This window comes from Marinobacter sp. G5_S1_61_S3, assembly GCF_054968585.1.
In genome coordinates this window covers 24861-49088 of the sequence record NZ_JBQKUK010000022.1, presented here as the reverse complement: position 1 = coordinate 49088, position 24228 = coordinate 24861, and the positions used below count along the sequence as shown (strand labels likewise).

Annotated in this window: 27 protein-coding genes and 2 pseudogenes; 12 read left to right on the top strand and 17 right to left on the bottom strand. The window is 55.1% G+C overall.

Annotated features, from left to right (window positions below; all coding sequences use genetic code 11):
- Positions 1–19 precede the first annotated feature (19 nt).
- From ACTRWH_RS18705 to ACTRWH_RS18695, 3 genes are read right to left on the bottom strand one after another with little or no spacing between them, the layout of a single operon-like run.
- The gene (locus ACTRWH_RS18705) at positions 20–922 is read right to left on the bottom strand and encodes an alpha/beta fold hydrolase (RefSeq protein ID WP_085680926.1); all 903 of its coding nucleotides are present in this window, start codon (positions 920–922) and stop codon (positions 20–22) included.
- The gene (locus ACTRWH_RS18700; protein ID WP_085680928.1) at positions 912–1403 is read right to left on the bottom strand and encodes a PaaI family thioesterase; all 492 of its coding nucleotides are present in this window, start codon (positions 1401–1403) and stop codon (positions 912–914) included. Before ACTRWH_RS18700 ends, ACTRWH_RS18705 begins: the two co-directional genes overlap by 11 nt.
- Entirely contained in the window at positions 1400–1885 is a 486-nt protein-coding gene (locus ACTRWH_RS18695; RefSeq protein WP_085680930.1) for a PaaI family thioesterase, read from the bottom strand. The genes ACTRWH_RS18700 and ACTRWH_RS18695 overlap by 4 nt, the downstream gene beginning before the upstream one ends.
- Positions 1886–2144: 259 nt before the next feature.
- Between ACTRWH_RS18695 and ACTRWH_RS18690 the strand changes: the two genes are divergently transcribed.
- Positions 2145–2759: a TetR/AcrR family transcriptional regulator gene (locus ACTRWH_RS18690; protein ID WP_085680932.1), complete on the top strand. Its 615-nt coding sequence runs from the start codon at positions 2145–2147 to the stop codon at positions 2757–2759.
- Between the two features lie 41 nt (positions 2760–2800).
- Here ACTRWH_RS18690 and ACTRWH_RS18685 read toward each other — a convergent pair whose 3' ends face one another.
- A complete protein-coding gene (locus ACTRWH_RS18685; protein WP_227517748.1) occupies positions 2801–3307 on the bottom strand; it encodes a helix-turn-helix domain-containing protein in 507 nt (168 codons plus the stop codon).
- Between the two features lie 383 nt (positions 3308–3690).
- Between ACTRWH_RS18685 and ACTRWH_RS18680 the strand changes: the two genes are divergently transcribed.
- A complete protein-coding gene (locus ACTRWH_RS18680; RefSeq protein ID WP_007152440.1) occupies positions 3691–3927 on the top strand; it encodes a hypothetical protein in 237 nt (78 codons plus the stop codon).
- A gap of 74 nt (positions 3928–4001) precedes the next feature.
- On the top strand, positions 4002–4316 hold the full coding sequence (locus ACTRWH_RS18675) for a hypothetical protein (RefSeq protein WP_157665608.1): 315 nt from the start codon (positions 4002–4004) through the stop codon (positions 4314–4316).
- Between the two features lie 438 nt (positions 4317–4754).
- On the opposite strand, the gene ACTRWH_RS18670 is transcribed toward ACTRWH_RS18675, so the two are convergent.
- From ACTRWH_RS18670 to ACTRWH_RS18615, 12 genes and pseudogenes are all read right to left on the bottom strand, one after another.
- Complete coding sequence (locus ACTRWH_RS18670) at positions 4755–5222, bottom strand: GbsR/MarR family transcriptional regulator (protein ID WP_007152442.1); 468 nt, start codon at positions 5220–5222, stop codon at positions 4755–4757.
- 184 nt (positions 5223–5406) lie between these two features.
- Positions 5407–5595, bottom strand: a pseudogene (locus ACTRWH_RS18665) (hypothetical protein); the annotation flags it as partial.
- 457 nt (positions 5596–6052) lie between these two features.
- Positions 6053–6604 (bottom strand): TolC family protein, encoded by a 552-nt coding sequence (locus tag ACTRWH_RS18660; protein WP_157665609.1) that lies wholly within the window; start codon positions 6602–6604, stop codon positions 6053–6055.
- 265 nt (positions 6605–6869) lie between these two features.
- Complete coding sequence (locus ACTRWH_RS18655; RefSeq protein WP_410174372.1) at positions 6870–7820, bottom strand: lipid A deacylase LpxR family protein; 951 nt, start codon at positions 7818–7820, stop codon at positions 6870–6872.
- Positions 7821–8115: 295 nt separating this feature from the next.
- Complete coding sequence (locus ACTRWH_RS18650; protein ID WP_007152446.1) at positions 8116–8559, bottom strand: MarR family winged helix-turn-helix transcriptional regulator; 444 nt, start codon at positions 8557–8559, stop codon at positions 8116–8118.
- Positions 8560–9204: 645 nt separating this feature from the next.
- Positions 9205–9837 carry a Tn7-like element transposition protein TnsE gene (locus tag ACTRWH_RS18645; protein WP_085680944.1) on the bottom strand — a complete coding sequence of 211 codons (633 nt, stop codon included), beginning with the start codon at positions 9835–9837 and terminating at the stop codon, positions 9205–9207.
- Between the two features lie 613 nt (positions 9838–10450).
- Entirely contained in the window at positions 10451–11452 is a 1002-nt protein-coding gene (locus ACTRWH_RS18640) for a hypothetical protein (RefSeq protein ID WP_007152448.1), read from the bottom strand.
- A 96-nt stretch (positions 11453–11548) separates the two neighbouring features.
- Positions 11549–12262 (bottom strand): ABC transporter ATP-binding protein, encoded by a 714-nt coding sequence (locus tag ACTRWH_RS18635; RefSeq protein WP_085680946.1) that lies wholly within the window; start codon positions 12260–12262, stop codon positions 11549–11551.
- Positions 12259–13035 (bottom strand): ABC transporter ATP-binding protein, encoded by a 777-nt coding sequence (locus tag ACTRWH_RS18630; RefSeq protein WP_085680948.1) that lies wholly within the window; start codon positions 13033–13035, stop codon positions 12259–12261. Before ACTRWH_RS18630 ends, ACTRWH_RS18635 begins: the two co-directional genes overlap by 4 nt.
- A gap of 2 nt (positions 13036–13037) precedes the next feature.
- The gene (locus ACTRWH_RS18625; RefSeq protein WP_085680950.1) at positions 13038–13994 is read right to left on the bottom strand and encodes a branched-chain amino acid ABC transporter permease; all 957 of its coding nucleotides are present in this window, start codon (positions 13992–13994) and stop codon (positions 13038–13040) included.
- A 16-nt stretch (positions 13995–14010) separates the two neighbouring features.
- Positions 14011–14874, bottom strand: a complete 864-nt coding sequence (locus ACTRWH_RS18620; RefSeq protein WP_007154320.1) for a branched-chain amino acid ABC transporter permease — start codon at positions 14872–14874, stop codon at positions 14011–14013.
- A 108-nt stretch (positions 14875–14982) separates the two neighbouring features.
- Entirely contained in the window at positions 14983–16152 is a 1170-nt protein-coding gene (locus ACTRWH_RS18615; RefSeq protein WP_040474606.1) for an ABC transporter substrate-binding protein, read from the bottom strand.
- Positions 16153–16492: 340 nt separating this feature from the next.
- Here ACTRWH_RS18615 and ACTRWH_RS18610 point away from each other — a divergent pair.
- From ACTRWH_RS18610 to ACTRWH_RS18575, 8 genes and pseudogenes are all read left to right on the top strand, one after another.
- Positions 16493–16843: pseudogene (locus ACTRWH_RS18610) on the top strand (transposase); the annotation flags it as partial.
- A gap of 340 nt (positions 16844–17183) precedes the next feature.
- Positions 17184–17924, top strand: coding sequence for a substrate-binding periplasmic protein (locus ACTRWH_RS18605; RefSeq protein WP_085680952.1), 741 nt, complete (start codon positions 17184–17186; stop codon positions 17922–17924).
- Positions 17925–17938: 14 nt separating this feature from the next.
- A complete protein-coding gene (locus ACTRWH_RS18600; protein ID WP_085680954.1) occupies positions 17939–19042 on the top strand; it encodes a DNA glycosylase AlkZ-like family protein in 1104 nt (367 codons plus the stop codon).
- A 70-nt stretch (positions 19043–19112) separates the two neighbouring features.
- Positions 19113–19655, top strand: a complete 543-nt coding sequence (locus ACTRWH_RS18595; RefSeq protein WP_085680956.1) for a DinB family protein — start codon at positions 19113–19115, stop codon at positions 19653–19655.
- A 178-nt stretch (positions 19656–19833) separates the two neighbouring features.
- Positions 19834–20742, top strand: coding sequence for a hypothetical protein (locus ACTRWH_RS18590; RefSeq protein ID WP_085680958.1), 909 nt, complete (start codon positions 19834–19836; stop codon positions 20740–20742).
- Between the two features lie 25 nt (positions 20743–20767).
- Positions 20768–21220 carry a GNAT family N-acetyltransferase gene (locus tag ACTRWH_RS18585; RefSeq protein WP_085680960.1) on the top strand — a complete coding sequence of 151 codons (453 nt, stop codon included), beginning with the start codon at positions 20768–20770 and terminating at the stop codon, positions 21218–21220.
- A complete protein-coding gene (locus tag ACTRWH_RS18580; protein WP_228210726.1) occupies positions 21217–21513 on the top strand; it encodes a hypothetical protein in 297 nt (98 codons plus the stop codon). Before ACTRWH_RS18585 ends, ACTRWH_RS18580 begins: the two co-directional genes overlap by 4 nt.
- A gap of 3 nt (positions 21514–21516) precedes the next feature.
- On the top strand, positions 21517–21747 hold the full coding sequence (locus ACTRWH_RS18575; RefSeq protein ID WP_036208309.1) for a DUF2798 domain-containing protein: 231 nt from the start codon (positions 21517–21519) through the stop codon (positions 21745–21747).
- Between the two features lie 15 nt (positions 21748–21762).
- Here ACTRWH_RS18575 and ACTRWH_RS18570 read toward each other — a convergent pair whose 3' ends face one another.
- Positions 21763–22938, bottom strand: coding sequence for a DUF418 domain-containing protein (locus ACTRWH_RS18570; protein WP_228210727.1), 1176 nt, complete (start codon positions 22936–22938; stop codon positions 21763–21765).
- 192 nt (positions 22939–23130) lie between these two features.
- Between ACTRWH_RS18570 and ACTRWH_RS18565 the strand changes: the two genes are divergently transcribed.
- Positions 23131–24192 (top strand): serine hydrolase, encoded by a 1062-nt coding sequence (locus ACTRWH_RS18565; RefSeq protein WP_228210728.1) that lies wholly within the window; start codon positions 23131–23133, stop codon positions 24190–24192.
- Positions 24193–24228: the final 36 nt, after the last annotated feature.

Here is a 24228-nt window from a genome sequence, read left to right as displayed (position 1 = left end):
CAAAATCAAGGTGTGGGTATCAGCTCTCGCGGTGTCCGGACAAAGCAAGTTGCAGGATGGCATCGCGAACGGTTTCCGTCTGCTCCATGGGCAGAAAATGGGTCGTACCTTCAATAACCCTGACGTCAGCCGAAGGCAGCAGGGTCTGCAGGCGTTTTCGCGCCGCCGGTGAGAAGGTTGACCCGCGTTCCGCCGCCAGCGCGATAACCGGGCACCGCAACTGACGAATACCGGGCCAGGGGTTGTGTTCGGTATGGGCAAAGGTGGTGCTCTCCCACTCCGGCGCACACGCCAGGCGAACTTGATCGTCCTGCGGCAGGAAAGCGTGTTGGATGTAGGCTTCCAGCCACGCTTCGGGCCAGGTCTTGAAGCCACCGCGGCCACGATAGTTGTCCAGCGCAGCAGCGTGCGAATCGAATACCCTGCGCCGACGTGCGGCTCCGGCGGCCAGTGACAACCGATGTGACTGGCGTAGCAGTTTGGCCAGCCACAGCTTCAGGCCCTGCCCCGGATCCATGATCACCGGCTCCGCCAGAATCAGGCCCAGCACTTTGTCTGACCGTCGGGCAGCGGCCATGATGCTGGTGGTGGCACCGATGGAATGGCCGGCGAGCCAGACCGGCTCGTCCAGGCTTTCCAGCAGAGCGGTCATGTCGCGATAATAGGTTTCCCAGCCCCGGAATGTCGACACGTTCGTCGCACCGGCGCTGGCCCCATGCCCCCGCATGTCCCAGGCCAGGACATTGACGTCCGTGGCAAGCTCGTCAAGCAGGGGGTGGTACAGGCGACCATGGAAACCCGTGGCATGGGCCCAGTGCACCGTGGGGCGCGCTTTGGATTGCCACCAGCGCCACAGGGCGATCTCCGCGCCATCCGGCGCCTGGAATTCCTCGCGTTCAGGTCTGTTGTGCTTATTGTTCATGAAGGTCTGCTTGTTTGTCCGCCATCGTCGGGAGCAACAACTGAACCTGACCGCTGGCGATCAGTTTGCTCTTATCGCCCTGCCAGCAGGTCACCCGGACCAGGCTGGTCCGCCTGCCTTGCCGGACGATCTCGGCGCTGGCGAAAGTCGATCGGGCCTGCGCGGAGCGGAGGTAATTGATGTGGCTGTCGAGAATGCGTGGGCAACGTGTCTCTGTATCCTGGCTTTGCGCAGCGACCCGCGCAATGAGTTCGATCAGTGCACCAATAACTCCGCCATGGAGGGCGGGGAGCATAAAGTTGCCAATCAGGGCCTCACGACATGGCATATGAACCACAAGACCTGCGACATAGCGTTGAACCTCAAGCTCAAGATGCCGTGCGTAGGGAATGCGCTCCAGCAGGGCTCCCCAGTCGGAACATTCTTTCCCGCTTTCGGTAGGGCCTGAGATGGGTTGTGCCGAATCGCCAGTCGTGCTCATGCGCCCTCCTTTTTTCGTCCACCGGCCTGGAATCGCTGGCCCTGGGTGTTGCGCATGAAGGTGGCGTTTGCCGTCGCTAACAGTGCACTATCGCTCTCGCTGAGGATGTCGCAATGGATGAACGCGACCTCGTCCGTTAAATGACGACAGGTGGCCACCGCTAACAGGGCCCGGTCGCCAATGGCAGGGCGCAAATAATCCATGCGCAAATCCAGCGTGGCAGTGGGCGACAACTCCCGGGCTTCTGCGAATACCGCCAGTCCACTGGCCGAGTCTGCCAGCGAGTAGAGCACGCTGGTGCAGATCTCTTCGCTACTATCTTCGGCGAACATCCAAGACTCAGGGGTCAGGCGCATGCATACCTGGTTTCCGTTCACAGAGACAACCTGCATACCCAGATCCCTGCCGTGAGGAACCTGTTCGGTGAACTGCCACGCCGTCGACACAGCATCACTATGCTGAACTCTGTTCGAATCCGTCATCAGATCTGCGCACTCCGGTTTGCATTCCACACAGGGGCGGGAATGATGGGAAACAGCTGATTTTCATAAGTCATTGCCATGTCACTTTCTGCCGAATAACATTCGTTTCTGGATTTTGGTTGGTTAACCAACCAAAAGTCAAGAATCTGTTGAGGGAAATGGCTCGCCGCCGGTGTAATGGCGTACCATCAGTGAAACGAGTCTGGTGGCGGCCGCTCTGATGAATAAAAAACTGGCTTGCTGAGGAGATGTTTAAGCCATGGTTGACAGACAGATTACTCCTACAAGCAAACTGGGCGATCAGGGCAATATTTTGTCTAACGCAGCCCGGCTTTTTCGTGAGAGCGGATTCGAAAGGACCTCGCTCAAGGAGATTGCCGATGCCTGCAATATGCTACCCGGAAGTCTGTATTATCGTTACAGTACCAAGGAAGCGCTCCTTGTCGAGCTGATGCGCCGGGGAGTCGACCTAGTTACCGCAGAGGTCGAGTCGGCTTACGCCAGTTCGGATGATCCAGTTGAGCGATTGCGTCTTTGTATCAAAGCGCATCTGCGGGCCCTGTTGCTAGATTCGGACGCGGTTTACGTGCTGCTGTTTGAATGGCGAGCGCTCGGCCCGGAGGCTCGCGAGGAAATCATCGAACTGCGTGACCAATACGAGTCCCTGTGGGCTGAGATCCTCGAAACAATGATTGAACAGGGCGTGATCCGGAAGAATGTTGACGGCCGATTGCTCCGCCTGATCGGCCTTGGGGCGCTCAACTGGGTTGCAACCTGGTTCGACCCGAACGGGGCTCATTCACTCGACGCCATTGGTGATTTGATTTGGCAAATCGCTATGGACGGTGTGATCAATAAAGGGGTTCAGGCATAGGTTCTGGCTTCACAAACGCAAGTAGCCTCTGTTTATGATCACTAATCATACGGATGCACTGTTTGTGATCTGACATTTTGCCTGAATTGCTCAGAGGACGGGTCACACCAGCGCTTGAAGGCGCGTCTGAAATTGGCACTGTCGTGATAGTTCATCAACGCGGCAATGGCCTCGATTGACAGTTGGCTGTCATGCAAGTAGGTCGCTGCCTGCTGGGACAGAATCTCGTCGCGAATTTTTCGGAAACTGCGGCCTTCGCGCTTGAGTTTGCGTGCCAGGGTGCGTTTGCTCATGAATAAAGAGGCTGCCGCTTCGTCTTCACTGAGCGTTCCGGGCGGTCGGGACAACATCATCTTCGTCAGGCGGGTCTGGTAGCTCAGTTTATCGGACTGAAGTTGCGCAAGCATGGTTTCACGCTGTCGCATGGCCAGACGATAATTTTCATGGTTGGCGGAGGAGTTCGGTTCCCGACATAATTCCATCGGCAAGCTGAATTTGAACTGGTTGCAATCAAAGTGAATCTGCCCGGACAAAAAGTCCGAATACATTGCGTGATACTTGAGCTTCGGTTGGGCGAAGCACACTTCGGCCTCGTGCAAAGGGCGGCCAACACGGCCGTGAACTAAGAGCCATACCGCTTGAAAGTTGGGAACCAGGCACAACCTACCGTTACGTGCCGACCGATGGTATTACCAATCAACAGGGTGCCCCCTGTGCACCAGACTTCTTAGCCAGTATGCCGACCCGGGAAGGAGCCTTGGGGATCTTTCGTCAGACGGGCAATCGCTTGAAAACCGATTTATTGCCATAGATATAACCAGAGCATCCGTACCTCTGCCGCTGAAAAAACCTCCCGGACAGGGATGTAAATACTAACCTGAAACTGGATCCCGCAGAGCCTGAAGCGATTAGCGGAATCCCTGAAAATGCCATGAAGCTTACCATCACGGAGATCAGTAGCGGGGTTCTGGAGGACAACGGGCAGATTGGCTGTAAAGTAGGTGCCTCAGTTTGCGATGAGTTCAAAAAATTTATCTTTCTGACGGCAAACCTGAATGTTGAGATAGCGGGTGAACCAACAGTTGCCGAAGATGGCAGCATGCGAGTACGCGTGAAGTTGCGTCCTTCGGTCTGCTTACCACACCCAGCAACATCTGGGTCGATCTGAGCAATCAACTGCTGGCAGCACTTGCAACCAGTGATTTAAAGGCCTCTCAAGAGTTTGACATAGGCCCTCTCGTCTTGCGCATGCGTTGCCAGGGCGAAAACCGAGACGATCTCATTAATGGCGTAATTGTTCAAAAAGATGGCGAGCTGACTTTCGAGACCGAGCCGGATGTATACCTTGATGCACCGTATCAGAATGTCAGACTGAGTGGTTTAGCCAATACCCGCCTTGAGGACAACCTCCGCAGTTTTCCAATCGATGGACTGAAGCTTTCCGGCCCGATGAGTTTCCTTGATGATGGGCAACTAGTTATCGACCAACGAAACGTTGAACCGATATTGCTTCTGACCTGCCTCTTGGGTGAAGCAACTGTGGGTGGGTTTGCTTGAAGAAGAGTCCGCAATTTTTAGTTTCGGAACCGGACTTCTTTGCCGCCTATTCGGCGGAGTTGTTAATGGAGTAGTAAACTTAGTGATCGACATAAACACGGAACTGACAATAGAAATCGCTCCGAATGAACTTCACCTCAGGTATGTGTCGCCTTAAACACAAAACTGATTAAACCCGATATAAGGCCGGCCTCAGGGCTGGACTTTTTGAACAGATAAATAACGTGGCCCATTCATTCTCTCGCCTCGCAGCCATTTCCTGATAATCGGATTGTAACTTGAAACCTAAAAAATCCGGGAGAACCGCGTACAATACTGAACACACTACCGTACCTGCCATCTCCGCGAACCTATGTTCGGCGTTGCCGTTGACGGGAAGAACGGCAGTCTGCCTCTGTCAAGGGCGATACGCCGCACTGACAGGGTCATCCCGATGCCCTATTTTTCATCCTCAGAGGCTTGAACATTTAAATGTTCCAACAGATCGCTCAAGCTCTGGTAATACATGCCGTAGAACTTTTCCAGATCGGCAAGCTTGGCGCGAGTGCGGTCATTCGTAATCGTCGACTTGGCTTCCGCGACGACCGATTTTGCGGTCGCATATCTTTTAATCTGACCTTCTAGGAAAGCAGTATAAGGGTTGGGACGGATTGAGAAAAAATATTGCCGTTCACCTAACGCTGAACGACGTTCGACAATGCCCAACCGTTCAAGAAAGCAGGTATTTGTACTCACGCTGGCCTTACTGACACGCAACAGACCCACCAACTCTGACGAACTGACCGGGTCATCAGACACGATGAGGACCGCCCAGATTTGTCCTGCTATGCGGGAAAGCCCCTCTGCTTGGGCTAACTGGCCCATGCGTTCAATAAAGCGCGCGTCTGATTCAGTGAGTATTTTCATAGTCAGAGGGCCCGTGCGGGCCCTGCCAGTCCTCCAACAAAATGCGATACGGATTAAACGCGTACTTTAAACGGTCGCGTCGCATTCCTACAAGCTCAGGCTTGATTGAGCACGGTCTTCGCCAGGCGTGCCCTGCCAAGGGCCAGTACACTTGAACGCGTCTTGGCGCTTTTCCAAGCACTGATCACGCCATGGTGTTAAGGGGCCGCCGGAAACGTGCGAGAGCAAATCCGAAAAGGGCGGCCCCGACAACGGCGATAGCCAGGAATTGTGGTCAGACGGGGGTGAAGCCCGCGCCACGATAGAGGATCGCCTGGGCCAGCACCACGAAATGCGTGTTGGGCGAGGCAAGCATGATGCACTGGACGGCATCTTTGGCTGCAAGTTCTTCGCTACTCGCCAGGCGCCGATGCGCTGCGCCGAGCTCTTCTCGCCTCTGGGCAATGAGCGCCTCGACAGCCTGCTTCTCAGCTTCCCTCTGGGCCACTGGCTCTGTGCCCATCCGGACGCTGCAAACGCGCTTGAGCCTCGCTGCGCTGTGCCTCCAGGACAGTTGTACCATTCTCGCCAGTTCATCGCCGGCTCTCAAAAACTCTCCTTCACCGGCCAGAAAATCCCTGACCCGGCCGACTGTTTTGGTGGCAATGTTAATCTCAACCGCCTCGACTCTTCCGGCTGCTTAGACCACCTGACCCACGCTGCCAAGCCAACGACAACTAAAGCGGTCAGGCCACGCACCCACCCAGCCCTCAGGAGAGTTTTGATTGTGTGCTTTCCCCACCAATTCCTGCAGCTCATCACAACTCTCCATGTTCTGGTGTATTGACCGCTTAATCAACCGTTTCTTTGGCCTCAGTTTGCGCGGTTAATAGCACCCCGAAGACGCCGCCCATGGCACGATAGAGATTAACCATCGAACGCAAACGGTCGCGTTTCGTTGCTACAAGGTCGAGCTCGGTCGTGAACCAGCGTCGCTCAGCGTCCAGGACCTCCGGGTAGCTGGAAGCACCGCCTTCAAAACGCAGCCGGGCACGTTCAGTAGTGTTGCGCAGGGCTGCTACTTGTCGAGCCCGCGTTTGCAGGCACTCGTCGGAGCCGCGCAGCCCTACTAGGGCGTCGAGCACCTCCTGAAATACCGTCTGAATGGCTTGACGGTAGGCAATCAGAGCCTGGCGCTGACGTGCCTCCGCCTGATTGACTAATGCCTCGGCGCGCCCGAAGTCCAGCAATAGCCCGACCAACGCCACCCCCAGTTGCCAGGTAGATGCGGATCCCTGGAACAGATCGCCGCCGGTGGCACTTTGTTGACCCAGCAGCTCGGTAAACGAAATCGTCGGCAGGAAGGCGGCATGGGTAACTCCGATTTCAGCGTTTCTGGCCACAAGTTCTTGCTCGGCGGCAACAATGTCGGGGAGTCAAACCAAAAAATCCCCAGGCCGCCCGGCGGGTACGCCTGCAGGGGTGCAATGGCATTGATCGTATTGGTCGCGGTAATGACATCCTCCATCATCTAACGCGGATCCCGGCCCAGCAGCACCTCCATTGCATTTGCAACAAATAGACGCGCCATCAAACTCTTCTCTACCTGCATATAACTAACCTCTGAATGGACAAAAGACTCAAAGACCGTTCGATCCATGCCTTTACTTACAACCAGGTAGACAGAACGATCGATCCAAACTGATCGAAGCCGTCCTTTTCCTCGAATTCTTCGCTGCGCCACACGTAGGTGTAGGCGATCTGCCAGCGATCCCAGGTCAATGCCGCACCTACCTGAGCGTCGCCAACCCATTCGCGGCTATCAACCGAGTGGCTGTCCTCGAAACTGTTGCCGTCTAAAAACAGGTTGTGTGCCATATAGCGCCCTTCAACGGCAGCGAAGACGTACCAGCTAAAGCCCCGATTAGGCCGAAATGAAGATTGTCCGCCTTGTGCAGGGGCGACTGACGGAATGCCGAAACTACGATCAAGACCCTCCCCCAAACGAAATCCAAGGCCACTGGAAGCGTAGGTATACAGGTTGCCGAGCGCAAACCCGGCAGACGGTCCGTATTCAACGGTCAGCTCAGCGAAATCCTGCTGAACAAACCAGGCACGTTCGTAACCGAAATTGATGACTGGCTCGTTATCAACCTGGTTGTCCCACCCCCTCGGCTTGGCTGACGCAATAAGTTCATGGGTATTTCGTTGGACCATTTCGGCACCAGAAGCCGGTCCTACCATGCCCACGTCGATATACAAATTTTCTGCCAAACGCAAGCCGCCGAGCTTTCTTTCGTTCAGTAGCGAAATCCCGCCAAACAAAAGGCCGGCATAGGGACGGTCATCTTCAATAAGCGCTTCCACCTCTATGTCTTCCGGCGTATAGATCTGTTGGCCAAACCGGTAAGTTACACCGGCAAGACTACTGGCAGACCAGCCCGGAATAAAATCCGCAAGACGGCGGGTCCAATGTTGATCAGCCGGCTCGAAGGCCCAGATTACCTCTGCGCCGTTGGTATATTGACCATCGCCGCCGGCGGAAAACGCATCGTTTTCCACTTTCAGGGACAGCAGGCCTCCAGCGGAAGCTGATGTCACAAAGAACCCCAGCAACAGACCTGAGCACCAATTCCGATAACATTTTCTGCAACATCGAGATTTCAAGGAAGTTCCCTCTGCCAAAGTCGGGTTAAACCGGCTGCAAAAGAACTTGCTCCCGGGTGCTGACTGACCTTTTCGGTGATCGGCCAAAAATGATGAGACGGCTGCTCGTTCAAATTGTTCAGTGCAAACTAAAACTAACACGGATAATTATTGACAGCTAGCCGTGGTGGAATTGTCCTGCACCGTTGTAATTTGAGGAACGCCCCGGCTCTATTTTTTTCGCTCGGACCTGAAAAATGCCTCGGACTCAAATATTTTTGAGGTTGGCAGAATTCTCCATAACCCGTTCAAGAACACGCAGGGCAACTTCCAGGTCTGTGTTTTCAATGTCTTTCAGCATCTCGTGCCGCAACACACTCGCCCGCTCATTTAATGTGCTCATAAAACGCTCGCCGGCATTGGTGAGATAAAGCAGCTTGGTCCGCCGATCACGCATGTTGGGCCGGCGTTCAATGAGACCCTGCTCCTCGAGGCTGTCAAGCAGGCGGACCAATGTCGGATTCTCGACGGCCATCAGGTGGGTTAACTCCCGCTGGGTCAATCCACCACTACGCTGAAGGCAGACCATGGTGGACCAGCGCGCCTGCGTAACCCCCAGGTCATTCAGGCGTTCATCCAACAACTTGCGCCAGCGCCTCGCTACCCGGGCATTAGCGAAAAGAAACTGATCTCGAGGGGTTTTCTGATCCATGTCACTGCCCTGCTATCGATGATTCAGTAACAGTAAATCGTAAGCTAATCATTAGGGCAAACGTAAGTTACACATTAACCAGATTTCCGCCAGATCAATATGCAACATCACGCGGATTACCGGGCCAGCTCATAAGCTTCCGGTGAGACATGGAACTTCTCGCTCCTCCGGAGACAGCAGGCCTTCAGCGGACACTGATGACACAAGGGGACCCAGTAACAGACCTGAGCGCCAATTCTGATCACGCCGTCTACAACATCGAGATCGCGATTTCACCGAAGGGCTCTATGCCAAAGCTGGATTGAAGCGCACGCCAACGAACTTGCTCCCGGATGCTGACTTACTGTCTACAACACCGATTTTTTCGGTCGACCACAAATGATGAGACGCTTGCCTTGCGTGTTTTGATACAGATTGAGCTTTCTCCCCAACCAGCCCAGCGGTTGCCCGCTAAGTGCTAGGCGACAATCTGAACGGCCTTGCACCAGCATCTATTTTTATCCAATCATCAGGTTGCTGAACGCAACTTTTTCAGAGTCTCCGTAACTCTATTTTCGGACCGTTCATATAATGACCGGACCGAAGGGTCGATTACGTTCCCGAAGTAGCCTGACAGTCAGTTCACAATAACTCTGCTAAGATTTTCTAGGACCAGTAACAAATGGCCTTTACATCCTGATACGCTACTTTGCTAACCATTGTTTCTCTTGCTCGCACTCCATGGTGCGATATTCGCCTGTAAGCACCAGAAAACGTCTCGTCCAGATAGGTTGTTGGCCAGCGCAACGACTTCTTGATGAGCCGTTGTTCCAACTCCGCGACAGTTGCATGCCAGGTAAAGTCTGGCCTCGGCTGCTCTAAGAGGAGGATTGATAGTCCTTTGTTAATATCCGGCTTATCCACTTCCAAGAGTGCGTAATTTCGGCTTGCGTAGTTCAATACTCGATACGACAAGCACCGGGGGTTTCCGACCGCCAGCAGGCGTTTTGAGTAGTCTTTCAACACCGGCAGCTTCCTGATACCCCCAAACAGCAATCGGCATCCTCTATTTTCGAGCAACTCAATCATTGCGGGAAACGCGTCAAAGTTACGAGTATAAAGATGCGAATCATTACTTTGATCGTCAACGGCATCAAATCTGCCCGCCGGCAAGTTACCCTGAATAGTCGGCTCGTCGGTAATGATTTCCGGTTGGCCCTCACCTGGCTCACTAGCGGTTTCCGAACCTCTTGCTCCAGGCCTGCGACGGCCATTATAGGCTTTACGGACCGTCATCATTGGACGGGAAAACGAAAGTTTGACCGGTGGGACATCAAGGATGTGGCTCCGGCCTCCAATGACGGAGATTCCTCATCATTAGTCAGTGGCTGGTCAATGGGAGTTGATGCCCCTTGAAGGCTCCCACCGTTACCTTCTTTCTGTCCGATAAATCGAGGATCTATGGAGTCGCACACCGAGATATGGTGCCGGAGGTCATTCATAACAGCGCCCAGTATGCTAGTAACAAAGCGGAGCTATCGCATCAGCCACCCCCGGTGTGCGGGAGAGGCCGATGCGTTGATTCAAATCGCCCCAACAGGCGCAGGGCTGCATATTACACGTTGTTTAGTCTCGACCGTTACTTGATCGGTGCAGGGCACTACTGGAAACTCACTGTAGGTGCGTTCTCGGATTGGAAAGTGGCTGCGGCATGACAAAGGCGGGAAGGTCACAACTTGGTTCGACGTTAGTTAATTTGACAGCACCGAAATCTATTTTTGATTACTGAGCAGCGATCATCTCTGGATGAGCTGAAGAAATAAACCCGGCCAAGTCGAGAGGAACAGGGGGCGCCCCGCTCCCTGCTCGATGCAGTTCGATACAGCAAAAACGCTAATTCTGAACGATCAATTCAGAACGCGTACTTGGCCATGACTTCGACCTGCTGCCCTTCCGGAGCCAGCGGGCCAAAAGCCAGGTTATACTTCCGCCATTCAACCCCGACTTCCAACTCTGGAATGATGTTATGAATCAAGTTCACGCGTTGGCCCTCGTAATCGGTCTCTGCCTGGTCGTCCACCTCGACTTTGGTGTAAGCCACATTGGCGCGCCACTGATCGTTGAAGACATAGCGAAAACCAGCATTCAGGCCGGCTTGGCTCACAGCATCTCCATTTTCGACGTCGTCGGACAGGGAACCGTTCACGCCTACGCCTGTAAAGGCGCCCAGACCTTCACCATAGTGGGCATTGAGGTTCAGACTATGGCGACCCAGCATGACTTTGGTGCCGACGGCAGCGCCGGCGACGAAATCCCCGTTGTCCACTTCCCGGCCACTGGCGGTCAGGATAATCCTGTGACCACCCTCCAGATTGAGGTTGTAATTGATGGCGAGATCAGGAATATCAGCATCAGCGTATACCGGATCCTGAGCAGTTACCCGCAGGCCCTGGAACTCGTAACTGGCTAGAGTAGTACGAAAGTTCAAACCGGCCAGGGTGCCACGTGGGCCACCCAAGAAGTCGAGGTAGTCGGTGAAGGCCACAGCCCAGAACTGGCCGGTCCAAGTCTGACCAACAGTGGTGTTATCAATCTTGATAAAAGCGTGGCGCAAACGCCAGTCGCTGTTCTCGCCCGGATAGACGCCCCCATAGAAGTCTCCCTCTATGAAGCCTATCACGGTGTGTCCCTGCTTTTGGGTTACGGTTTTCAAGTTGAATCGGCTTTGGTTGGCGCGACCAAAAATGCGGCTATCACCATTTTCGGGATCCTCGAAGATGCCCTCCGCCTTGAGGAATCCCGCGACGCTGAAGGAGGTGTCGTTGTAGGTGCCGAGATCAACCGCGTAGGTTGCAGGTACGGCTCCGAGGCTGGACGCGATCATAAATGTCAGCGAAGAATTTCGATAGTTCATGGTTTTATTTCTCCATTTTATTGAAAACCAAGAATCGCCAATTTGAGCAATGTTAACTATCCGATAGATGACTATTCTTATCCGTTTCTTGTAAATCTATAAACTCAATGCCCTTTCAACCTTTTCCAGGTTCCGGTCAAGTTCTGCCGAGCTGCCGTCGAAGTGCACTCTTCCCTTGACCAGGACCACGTGACGGTCACACAATTTTTTGAGCGCCGTGATGTTCTTGTCCACCACCAGAGTGGAGATATCGGACTCCCGAATAGTGGCAATGACGTTCCAGATATCCTGGCGAATAAGTGGTGCCAGACCTTCAGTGGCCTCGTCCAAGATCATCAGGCGCGGGTTGGTGACCAAGGCTCGGCCGATGGCCAGCATCTGCTGTTCGCCCCCGGACAGTTCGGTGCCCAGGTTGGACAACCGTTCCTGCAAGCGCGGAAAGGTTTCCATCACCCTATCGTAGTCCCAGCTGGCTTGGCCATTACTGCCGGGACGGGCCGCCATCTGCAGATGTTCCTTCACCGTCAGGTTGTGGAAAATGCCCCGCCCCTCAGGCACGTAGGCGATGTCCCGGCGCATGCGTTTCCAGGTAGGCAGCCTGCCGATGTCTTCGCCATCGAAATACACGTGGCCACTACGGGGCGGCACGATGCCAAGAATGGACTTAAGGGTGGTGGTCTTGCCCATGCCGTTGCGGCCCATCAGGCTCAATGAGTGGCCCTTGTCGAGCCGAAACGAGAGGTCGTGCAGGATGTGGCTGCGCCCATACAGGGTATGGATGTTCTTGATTTCCAGCAGTGCCGTACTCATGCTACCCGCTCCTTTGCATCGTCCTCTTCCGCTCCCAGATACGCTTCTTTCACTTGCGGGTCGGCCCTTACCTCATCTACCGTGCCGGTTATCAGGTGACAGCCGTTATCCAGTACTGTGAGTTGGTCTGAGAGCTCGAAAATGGCATCCATGTCGTGCTCCACCAGTACGATGCAGTAGGTTTTTTTGAGCTCCTTGAGCAACTCGATGATGCGCTGGGACTCCTCGTGACCCATGCCGGCCATGGGTTCGTCCAGCAACAGGATGCAGGGTTCGGTCGCCAGCACCATGGCGATTTCCAGCTGGCGCTGCTCGCCATAGGAGGTCTCGGCGGCAATAGTGTGGGTCCGGTCCTCGAGGCCCACCTGCGCCAGGGCCTGCTCGGCTGCCTTGCGCACTAGCTCGTTGCCGTGGCGGGAGACAAACAGGTTGAAGTTGCCGCCAAAGCGGCGCTGGGCCGAAATGGCGCAGTTCTCCAGGCAGGTCACTTCCGGGTAGATGTTGGTCTTCTGGAAGCTCCGGCCGATACCACGCCGGACGAATTTCCAGGGCTTCAGGGTATCGATGCGCTGGCCCTTGTGGAAGATACAGCCGGAGGTGGGCTTCAGGGTGCCGCAAAGCATGTTCAGCAGAGTACTCTTGCCAGCGCCGTTGGGGCCGACCACGCCGTGCAGCTGCTGGTCCCGGAACTGCAAACTGATGTCGTTGAGGGCCTTGATGCCGCCCCAGTATTTGCTCAGGGCTTCGGTTTCCAGAACGATGTCGTTAGCCATGGTTATTTCTCCAGAAGCTTTTCGAGGTAGCCAGCAATGCCTTTGCGCAGCAGCATGACCATCAGGATGATGGCGGAGCCCATGAACAACAGCCATTCCTCGGTCAGGTGCTCGAAGAAGTACTGCAAGCCCTCATAGGCGAAGGTGCCGAGGATGGCGCCGTAGATGGTGCCCAGACCGCCCAAGATGGACATGACCAGCGCCGTGCCCGACATCTCCCAGGCCAGGAAGGACGGATTCACGAAGCCATACTGCAAGGCGAACAGGAAGCCGGCGTAAGCGCCCAGGGTGCTGCCAATCACATAGCACGTGATCCGGAAAGCGAAGATGTTGTAGCCCAGGGCTTCGGTGCGGTCCGGATTCTGCTTGGTGGCCTCGACGATTCGGCCGAAGCGCGAACGCAGCAGCACCTTGAAGAACACCAGGGTGTTGAAGAGGGAGAACAGCGCCAAGTAGTAGAAGTGCTGCGGGTCATCCAGGTTCAGGAAACTGAGGCCAAAGATGCTGGTCTCGGGCTTCATGAAGATGAACACACCGTCGTCACCGCCGAAGTCCAGCGAGTCGAAGAAGTAATAGAACATCATCTGGGAGATCGCCAGGGTGATCATAATGAAGTAAATACCCGTGGTCCGGAGCACCACGGCGCCGGTCACCAGAGCGATCAAGGCCGCTAAGCCGCAGATATAGAAGCTGTAGACCCAGAAGTTCACCGCTTCGTATTCCGGTGACAGGATGACAAACAGGTAGCCACCCAGACCGTAAAACAGCGCGTGGCCCAGGGTAATCAGGCCGACACGGCCTACCAGGAAGTCCAGGGACATCACGAAGATGGATAGAATGATGATGGTCGTCACCTTATCCACGAAAAAGGAGTTGGACTCCAGGAACAGTGGCACGAACAGAGTCACCACGAAGAACATCGGAACGAGGATTCGCTCGGTGCGTTTCTCGAAAATCATGATCGGCTCCCGCTTACTACTTCGCGAACAGGCCCTGGGGCTTTACCAGCAGCACCAGGATCATAAAGATGTAGATAATCATGTTGGACATGCTCGGCATCAGCACTGATGAGAAAGTGCTGATCAGGCCCACCAGCAAGGCGCCCACGAATGCACCCGTGATCGAGCCCATGCCACCGATGACCACCACTACAAAACAGGTAATCAGAACGCTCTCGCCCATGCCCGGCACGATCGAGCGCATGGGCGCGGCGATGATGCCGGAGACAGCCGCCAGCATGACGCCGATAGCAAACACGATGGTGTAGAGGCTTTTAATGTTGACGCCCAGGGCTTCCACCATCTCCCGGTTGGACTCCCCAGCTCGGATCAGCATGCCCAGCCGGGTGCTGCGCACCACGTAATACAGCGCGCCGGCGATGGCTACGCAGATCAGGGCTGCGAATATGCGGTAGATGGGATAGCTGGAGTTGTCGGTAAACGGAATACCCCCGCCCAGCGCGCCGGGCACGGCCACGCCGTAGGGATCGTTACCGAACAGGATGCTCTGCAACGAATTGAACACGAAGATCATGCCGATGGTCAGCAGCACCTGGTCCAAGTGGTTGCGATTATACAGCCGCTGTATCAGCACCCGCTCGATCAGGATGCCCAGAGTCAGCGCGATGATGGCCGAGATCACCGCCGAAACGGTGAAGCTGCCGGTGACGGTGACGAAGTACCACACTAGGTACGCGCCCACCATGTACATGGAACCATGGGCCAGGTTCAGGATGCCCATAACGCCAAACACCAGCGTCAGTCCGGAGGCAATCAGGAACAGTAGCAAGCCGTACTGAATCCCGTTGATAAGTTGCACGAAGAAGAGTTCGGTCGTCATAGAGGTACCCAGCGATGTTGCAGCGGACCCATGCCGGGTCCGAGAGGGTGTTTTTCATGAGACACCCTGGTCCGTTGTTGGCGGGCCGGGGTGTGTTTTACAGGCGGATCAGAGCTTACAGCCTCGTGCCGGATCTTCCAGAGCTTCCGCTGCCACGCTGGCCACTACGTTCACGCCGTTTTTCACTTCCCGCAGATAGATGTTCTGCACTGGGTTATGGGCCCGGGAGAAAGTGAAGTCACCGCGCGGACTGTTGATGGTCAGTTTTTCCATGGTGTTGATCACTGCCTGTTTGTCGCTGACGTCTCCGTCAAGCAGGTTGATGGTTTTGATGATAGCTTGGCCTGCGTCATAGCCTTGGACTGCGTAGATGTCCGGATAGTGGCCATACTCGGTATGGAAGGTCTCTCTAAACTCCAGGTTTTTTGGCACATCCAACTGCTCGGCATAGTGGAGGGTTGTAAGCACGCCCTCGGCTGCTTCGCCTTGAGCTTCCAACGTGCCCTCGGTGAGAAAGCCCGAACCTAACAGCGGGATTTTGCCGCGCAAGCCCATCGCATCGTAGTCTTTGACAAACTTGGCTGCGCCGCCGCCCGCAAAGAATACGAATACGGCATCGGGATCTTGGGCGGCGATGTCACTGATGTGTGGCTGAAAGTTGGTGGATGGAAAAGGCATCAATACCTTCTTAACTACGTTGCCGCCACCAGCCTCAAAGGACTCTTCGAAGGCTTCCAAGCTTTCTCGACCCATACCGTAATTCCAGCTAATTAGGTACACGTCCTTGTAGCCCTTATCGAGAGCAACCTTACCCATGGGGTAGGACGGCTGCCAAGAAGAAAAGGAGGTCCTGAAAATGTTCGGCGAACAAAGCGATCCGGTGGCGGCGGCAGCGCCGGCATTCGGAATAATCATCACGGTATCCTTGCCTCGCAGCACCTTGATCATCCCCATTGCTACGCCAGAGTGAGCTGGCCCAAAAATGAAATCTGCTTTGTGTTGCATAAGTAGGGATGTTGCTAATTCCGGAGCTCGCGCAGGCTTGGCTTCCGTGTCAAGTGTAATTACTTCGATTGAATTTTGATGAGAGTTATTCGTATATGGTTTCAGTGCAAGCAAAAAACCATCAAGCCCAGACTGGCCCGGTCCAGCATATACCCCACTCAATGGCTGCATTACTCCAATTTTTATATCGGAAGATGCGAGCGCGGTATTTGTAGCCATGCTCATAAAATATCCCAACACTAGCATTACGAAATAGGTTTTAAACTTATTCATTTTTGAGTGCTCCAACTCTTATTTTAGTGCTTCTATTGGAAAGCATTTCGCTTGAGGTTGATATCCCTTCTGTGCAGATCTTATCCCCACATTGCAGTTACTTAGAGAGTTTCAGAATTAGTCCCCAAAATCAGCGATATAACGAACATCGTCAACTGCACAGGATTCGTTGCCACCATGGACCAGATCACCTTCTCCGAAACCGAGTACCAGACTAAGAAGCAGAAGAGCCGCCGCAAAAATTTTTCTGGAGCGAATGGACAAATTGATTCCCTAGAAGCAGTTAGAGAGGAAGGTAGCTCGTTATTACCCCAAGGGCCCGAAAGGACGACCTCCGTACCCGTTGTCTGCGATGCAGCGAGCCCACTGCATGCAGTTGCTCTATAACCTGAGCGACCTGGCGATGGAAGACGCTCTGTACGAGATCGAATCCATGCGGCACTTCGCTGATCTGAGACTGGACCGTTTGCCGGACGAGAACGCCATTCTCAACTTCCGTCATTTACTGGAGCAGCCCAGCCTTGGCAAGGTACTGGTCAAAGAGGTAAACAAGCATTTGGAGAAAAACGGCCTGATATTGCGTGAAGGCAGGATTGTCGATGCCACTATTATTTCCGCAAGTGAATCGCGGAAGGCTTCAATGGACTGCTATAGTTTCCGAATTTTATCGGCTGCATTGCCGGCTTTCTGATCCAGCTTCTCGCCTTCGGTGGCCAAGGCCGAAACTTCCTCGGATACACGGGCCGTCGGCGCGGTAATCCGATCTGGAAGCCCCTCAAGGCCAATGCCCGCGAGCATCTCATTCTGCACTTTGCGCCCGAATCGGATCAGTCAGCCTCGATCGTTTGGTCTCTACTCGTTCGCGACTTTCACGAACCGCGTGAGGATTGACAGCAACTTCTTAGTATCCTGATAGACGATGAGCTCGACCCGCTCGCCGAGACGAAACTCGCGTGCGAATTTCTCAATGTGGACTTACCCCGGTACAGTAGGCGCTCCTAGCCTAGGATCGGAGCATAAGAGGAGTTTTCATGAGAGTAGGCTTGCTGATCATCGTGGCATTCTGGTGCCTTCCAGTTTCTTCCCAAACGCTCGAAATTATGGGGTCGGACGAGGGTTTTCTGCCGTTTTATTACGGTGACAACCTTAACAAGGGCATTCTGGTCGAGGTGATCAATGAGTTCAGCCTGGAAGCCGGTATTACAGCCGGTTTTCGCCCGATGCCGCGCAAGCGCCAGGCCTGGGCCCTGGAAAAAGGACAAGCCAACGCGGTTTTTGCCAACCCGTTGTGGATGCCGCTACCAAGCCGGATGCACGCCGTCGGACCGGTGTTAACCTGGCGTGATCGTCTGTTCGCACAACCTGGCCGGCAACCGGCCTCCTTCGATGATCTTGATGGCAGCATCTGTCTGCGAAAATGGTTTGTCTACAGTGATCAACTTGAGCGGCGGATTGGTACCAACCTGGCCCGCCATGACTCTTACAATGCCCAACAGATGCTGGGCATGTTTCTGAACAAACGCTGCGATTACGCCGTCATGAACGAAATGGAGTTCCGGTTTCTTGCAAAGTTGGTGGAAGTCGATCCGAACTTTTACAGCACGGAACTGATCGACGCCGAATGGCCGGTCTATCTTGGTATCCTCAAAACCGAGGCGGCTCTGATTGAAGCGGCGGAAGCTTTTTTCGCTACCCACACGGTTGATGCGGAAGCCATGCTACCCAAACTGCCGCCGCCGGACCGGCACATCTCGATTCAGCCGGACAAGTAAGGCAACTGATTACTATGACCGCTCCCCTCACCATGGATCATTTGCGCCGCTACGCCATCTCGCGCAGTCTCTTCAAGCCGACCACTTTGTCACGTGCGATCAATAAACTGGGTTTTGTCCAGCTCGACCCAATACGAGCGCCGGCACGGGCGCAGGATTTGACGCTCCGCCATCGTGTTATCGACTACCAGGCGGGTGACCTGGAGGCTCGCTACCCGCGCCTGGCGGTCGAGGAAGATTTCTTTATCAACTACGGGGTTCTGCCCCGCACCACGCAGCGCCTTATGCACCCGCGCACGGCGCGCACCGAGTGGCCACGCTCACGCTGGGAACAGGCGCAGGCGGTGCAGGAATTTGTGCATAGCCGTGGTGTCGTTCACCCGCGCGAGGTGGACTCAGCCTTCGAGCATGGCACCACCAAGAATTGGTTCGGCGGTAATAGCCGTGCCAGTACGCAGCTCTTGGACGGCATGCATTATCGTGGGCTGCTGCGTGTGGCAAAGCGCGAAGCCGGGGTACGCCTGTATGCGCCGCCGCTCGCTGATGAGCACGACGCGGTGAACCCGGATACCACACTGGACGCATTGGTCGACGTCGCAGTCGCAAAGTATGCCCCGCTGCCTGCGGCTACGCTCAGCCGCCTGGTAACGAGCGTGAGTTCTTCAGCAGTCCCGCAGTGGCGCGAGCGTCGACGTGAAGCTCTCGCGCGTGCAAAGGCTCGCCTGCCCCAGGCGACAGTCGATGGCTGTCGCTGGTTTTGGCCCATCGGCGAGAATCCTGGCAGCCGCCGCTTTGCGAGTGACAATGTGCTGGATGACCGCCTGCGCCTACTGGCGCCCTTCGATCCTTTAGTTTGGGACCGCGATCGCTTTGAGCGTTTCTGGGGCTGGGCCTACCGTTTTGAGGCCTACACTCCGGCGCCAAAACGGGTGCGTGGTTACTATGCACTACCTATGCTGTGGCGCGGTCATGTCATAGGCTGGGCTAATGCCTCCGTACGTGATGGGCAATTGGAGCTGGAGCCAGGGTATGTGCGCGGACATGCCCCAGACGACACCGCGTTCAATCCAGCGTTGCAGGACGAGCGGGTACGCCTCGAGCGCTTTCTTTCGCTGTGAGGCTCGGTGTGCGTGCGTAGAATGAGAGCAGTGTACTTGAAGTGACACCCTCCACCAGGGAGAAGCCCCGATGGGTCTGAAAGAACATTTCCAATTATTGGCCGCTTACAATCAGTGGATGAACGCAAAGGTCTACGAAGCGGCCGGTCGCCTCTCCGCCTCGGAGCTAACCAAGGACCGTGGGGCCTTCTTCGGCTCCATTCTGGGAACGCTCAATCACATCGTTGTGGCTGACACCGTCTGGCTCAAACGGTTTGTGACCCACCCATCCTGCCTGGACTCATTTCAGGCTGTCGTTGATCTTGAAAACCCTAAGAGCCTGGATCAGATTGTCTTTGACGACCTGGACGGCTTGAAGGAACACCGGATCTGGCTGGATCGCCAGATAATCGAATGGACATCCCTGCTTTCAGAAGAGGACCTGGATTTTGTTCTCACCTACCACAACATGAAAGGTATTCCTGCCAGTAAGCGGTATTCAATCCTGGTTCTTCATTTCTTCAACCATCAAACCCACCACCGCGGGCAAGTTTCAACGTTGCTGTCGCAGATGGGCGTGGATGTTGGCGTTACCGACCTGTTAGCACTGATTCCAGATGAAACGCAGGTATAACCAAAGCCGGTATTGAGGTGACTCCGGACTGGCAAATAGCCACGCTGGCCTCAGGATAGAAAATCACGTCTACACTCAAAGTGGTGAAGGGTTAGCTGCGCCCCAATATAGGAGCAAGAAGTGCAGCACCATTCGTACTGGGAATAATCACGATTGGTAATGATTAAGGAAGAAAACAATGTCTGCCCAACTACTCAAGATTTGTCTGCCTGCCCTGCTTCTCCTAAGCGCCTGTGCTGTGAAAACCGGCGGTCTACCCGGCGATCCTGCCCATCTAAAAGTTGAGCCCAAGCTGTTCTGCCCGGGCGATGAAGTAACCGTCAGCTGGGATGTCGGCAATATCCCGCGTGATCGATCTCATTGCGTTGTTCTGGGCGAGGATTACACGTCCGACGCTAGCTGCAGCAGCACGGCTGAATGCCCTACGGATGGCAGTTGCATTGATGGGTTTTGCTGTCCTTCCTCGTTTCCGACCGGCATTGCGCAGTCCTGCCCGAACCATAATGGATGCTACCCGCCGTTCGAACTGGCCGTTACCGCAGATACGCTCACGCTTACCCCACCGGTGAACAACGAGAACGAGGAATTAGCCGGCTCGCGGACCGTTATGCCCACCGCCACCACTATTTTCAACGGCCAGGTCAGTTTTGAAGGCGAAAACTACACCATGGCGGGAACCACAGAAATGGTGCAACTCACCCCGCCATCCACCCCGGTCTATGAGTTTCCGTTTGTGTGCACCGGTGCAAATCCGGGATGGCTACCGCTCGATCTTGATGAGGAATTTGGCTGGAGAGAGCGTCGATATGCCAGCGACAACGTGCGGGTTGTCAATGTGCGTAACACAACGGGCCACACCATCCAGCTACGTACGAACAACCCGGCAGTCGGCCCGGTCACGCTGGAACCGGGGCAACGCACTGACGCCTTTAATGGCCACCCGCAAGGAGAATGGTCTGCGAGCCTGTCTCCCAGTGACCCTGCTTCTCTTGTACCTCCGCGCTGCGGAGCCACCGACATTTCCGATCCTTGGCCCGACCTGCAGGTCGAAGCGACCTTGGAATGCGCGAATCCCGATATGGATTAGATTCATCACTCCGTAGGCATACTGAATGAATGTAGAAGTCTCGATCACAGAAGGAAGAACTGAGCACCTATCAGAGATACGCGGCCTGATCCTGGAATGGGGTTACTCCGTCAACGAATCCCAGGCTCGGGAATGGCTCATGGCATTACTGGAATCCCCGAGCCATCAGATATGGGTAGCTATTTCAGATGCCGCAGTGGTTGGGTGGGCGGTCGCCGAGAGGCGTATTTCTATCCGTGAGCTGTTTACCTCTGAGATCACTGGGCTGGTTGTGAGCGCCAATGTTCGACGGGCGGGTGTTGGGCGCTTGCTCGTTCAGGCTGTTGAAGACTGGTCCCGCGCCAAAGGGCTGTCACGGGTTGTGGTACGATCCAATGTGAGTCGTTCGGAGTCCCATGGGTTTTACCCGTCTATCGGTTTCGAGCATACAAAGACGACTCATGTTTATGTGAAAGGCCTGAATGGGTCCACGCTATGAAGTGCATTTTCACCATACTTTTGGGCATAGGCCTTATTGGTTGTGCATCGCAACAACCAGCCGTCGATCTGAAGAACTCGGATTCTGCCATCATTGGTGAAAAGCCCGAAGGTTATCCAAAAACCTTTATCAAGCGCCTGCCTGATTTGCCCGGCTTTTGTATTGAGGTGACAGAAGACTGGAGAAAACATCCATATCAGGGTGAGACGATCTGGCTGAAGGAAAAAACGATAAAGAGTCTGAACTGCCCTGGGGAACCCTTGCCGGACTCTACCAATGTATTGAAGAGATAAAGAATGATTGACCGCAAATATCACAGAATCGTATTTTCGTTTTTCATGTCACTGTTGATGTCCTGCATCATGTCGCTGGTGATCAGCGTTTTTAACGTGGGGTGGACCAGCAATATCGTTTCAATCTGGCTGAATGCCTGGCTTTTTGCGTTTGTCGTCGCCTTTCCCACCATCATGCTGGTGTCGCCCGTGGTTCACAAGCTGGTCAGCCTGGCGTTGAAGGACGAGGCTTGATTTCTATTTCTATTTCTATGCCTCTGCTCGGAGCAACCTCGGCCGCTTGCGCTTCATCTGCCAGCGCCAGAGCCATTCCAGGGGCCCTTGGGTGAACAGCCGCAGCCAGACGGCGCTGAAGATCATCTGGGCGATGAAAAATACCGTTGAATACAGCATCAGCGCTGCGAGCGAGAGTGAGGCGAAGCGGTCGCCCCACATGCCATAGAACACGCAGATGCAGACGGCGGACTGCAGAATGTAGTTGGTGAGTGCCATACGACCGGTTGGCGCAAGGGCCGAGCGAACCGCCCCGGTCAAGCGTCCCCTGCCCCGCCACCAAAGCAGCAGAACGGCACCATAGCCCATGGCAAGCAACGGTGGAGCGCCTACACCGCCCAGCAAACTTACAACCCTGTGGGCCAGGCTCTCTTCACCCAGTTTGACCTCGGCCATGGCCAGGGCGGTGCCGACCACCAGGCCAACCAGTGCCACCACAATCAATAGCCGGACATGGCCCGAATTGCGCTCCGCCAGGTGCAGGCGGGCAGCAGCGGCGCCAAATAGAAACATCGCCATCACCCGTAGGGGGCGCAGGTGTTCAATCCGATCCAGAAACACGCTGACGCTGAGGTAGGCATTAGCTTCCACCACCTCCGGGTAACTCCCCCCACTCAGGGCCGGCACATTGTCCTGCAGCAGGCGCAGTGAAAGGCCGCTTCCGAGATCCGCCAACCCCAACTGGGGCGCGAACCAGAGTGCCACACCGGTGAATACCAACAGGGCAACGCCGCAGGCAGCCAGCGTTGGAGCGCGAACGTTCAGGAAGGCCCCCAGGAAAAGCCCCATTACCCCGTACAGCATGAGGATGTCCCACGGGGATAGGAACAGAGAATGGGCGGTGCCAATAACCAGCAGCCCCAGCATTCGCCGCAAGTGATAGCGGACGGGGCTTTGCTGTACCCGCTGGGCCAGCATCATGAAGCTGTAACCAAACAGCAGGGAGAACAGGCTATAGAACTTGGCCCGCACCAGGATGTCCAGCCAGGTGGCGATGGGTTCGTCCCATTCCGACCAGGTTAACGCTTGCCTTGTGTCAGCGGAGACGAACCCCCAGCCCGAGAACACCTGAATATTAATCAGCAGGATACCGAAGATGGCAAAGCCCCGAAGGGCATCCAGACCGTCAATACGTTCGCCTTTGCTCGCCATTTCGGATACTCCCTGCGCCGCAGTTGGGTTCTTTCCGTATAAACGCAACCTTCGCATATCAGGTTTAGCGGTAATAGATGAAGATCGCTTGAAGGCTACCGGATCGTAACTGGCGGTTCGTTGACAGCCGTCGGACTGTGCACGCAGCATTGGAACCCTTAGCATTTGTAACCCGGCGCAAACAGGAGCCCCATGAATCTGCAACCTATCTTCTCGCAGGCCGGTGCGGCACTGTTGGCCCTCTTCGTTCTCAGCCTGGGTTCTGTGGCCCAGGCCGATGACTGGTCCCCGACTCTGCAGAAAGAAATCGAACGCATTGACCGAACCTTCTCTGGCGATCTCGGGGTCTACATCCGTCATCTGGGTACGGGTCAGAAGGTTTCTCATAACATCGACCAGGACTGGTATCTGGCCTCTACCGTCAAAATTCCGCTAGCCATCGTATTGATGCAACGTGCCGAGAACGAAGGCCTGGATCTGGAGCAGAAACTCACTCTCCGGGCTGCAGATTATGTGGATGGCACTGGAGATCTGCTCTGGGTGGACCCCGGTGCCCGTTACAGCCTGGAAGAGCTCAACAGACGCTCTATTGTCGACAGTGACAGCACAGCAACCGACATGTTGATACGTTTTCTTGGCGAGAAATCATTCGGAGAGGATGTGGCACGGCTGGTTCCCGAAGGGCTGGGGCCGATTACCACGATCCTCCAGGTGCGCTACGACGCATACAGGGAAGTTCACCCCAGTGTTTCGGTGCTGACCAATCGTGATTTCATCGATCTGAAAACCGCCCGCACCTACCAGGCGCGGTACGATATGTTGCTGGAAAAACTCAACATTACTGCAAGAGAGGCGGATGCCAAAGGCGTGCGTGAAGCCTTTGAGCGCTATTACCAGCGGGGAATCAACTCAGGCAATCTCGAAGCCTTCGGGGCATTGCTGGAGCAACTGGTCAGGGGCGAACTGTTGAATGACGCCCACACGGACCAATTGCTGGGGTATCTATCCGAAATAACCACGGGTGATCACCGGATTGCAGGGGGCTTGCCAGCGGGCACCCACTTCGCCCATAAAACCGGCACCCAGGTGGCGCGCTCCTGCGATATCGGCCTGCTCAACCCCCAGGCACCCGATGAAGCGGTTATCGTCGCGGTTTGCGCACGCGATTATGCAGCACTGTCGCAAGCGGAAAGGGCCTATCAGGCGATTGGCAAGGCGCTGCATGAGTCAGGGCTAACGAGGACCGTAGATTAAGGCGCGTCACCCAATTCCAAACTCACCCAATCATGC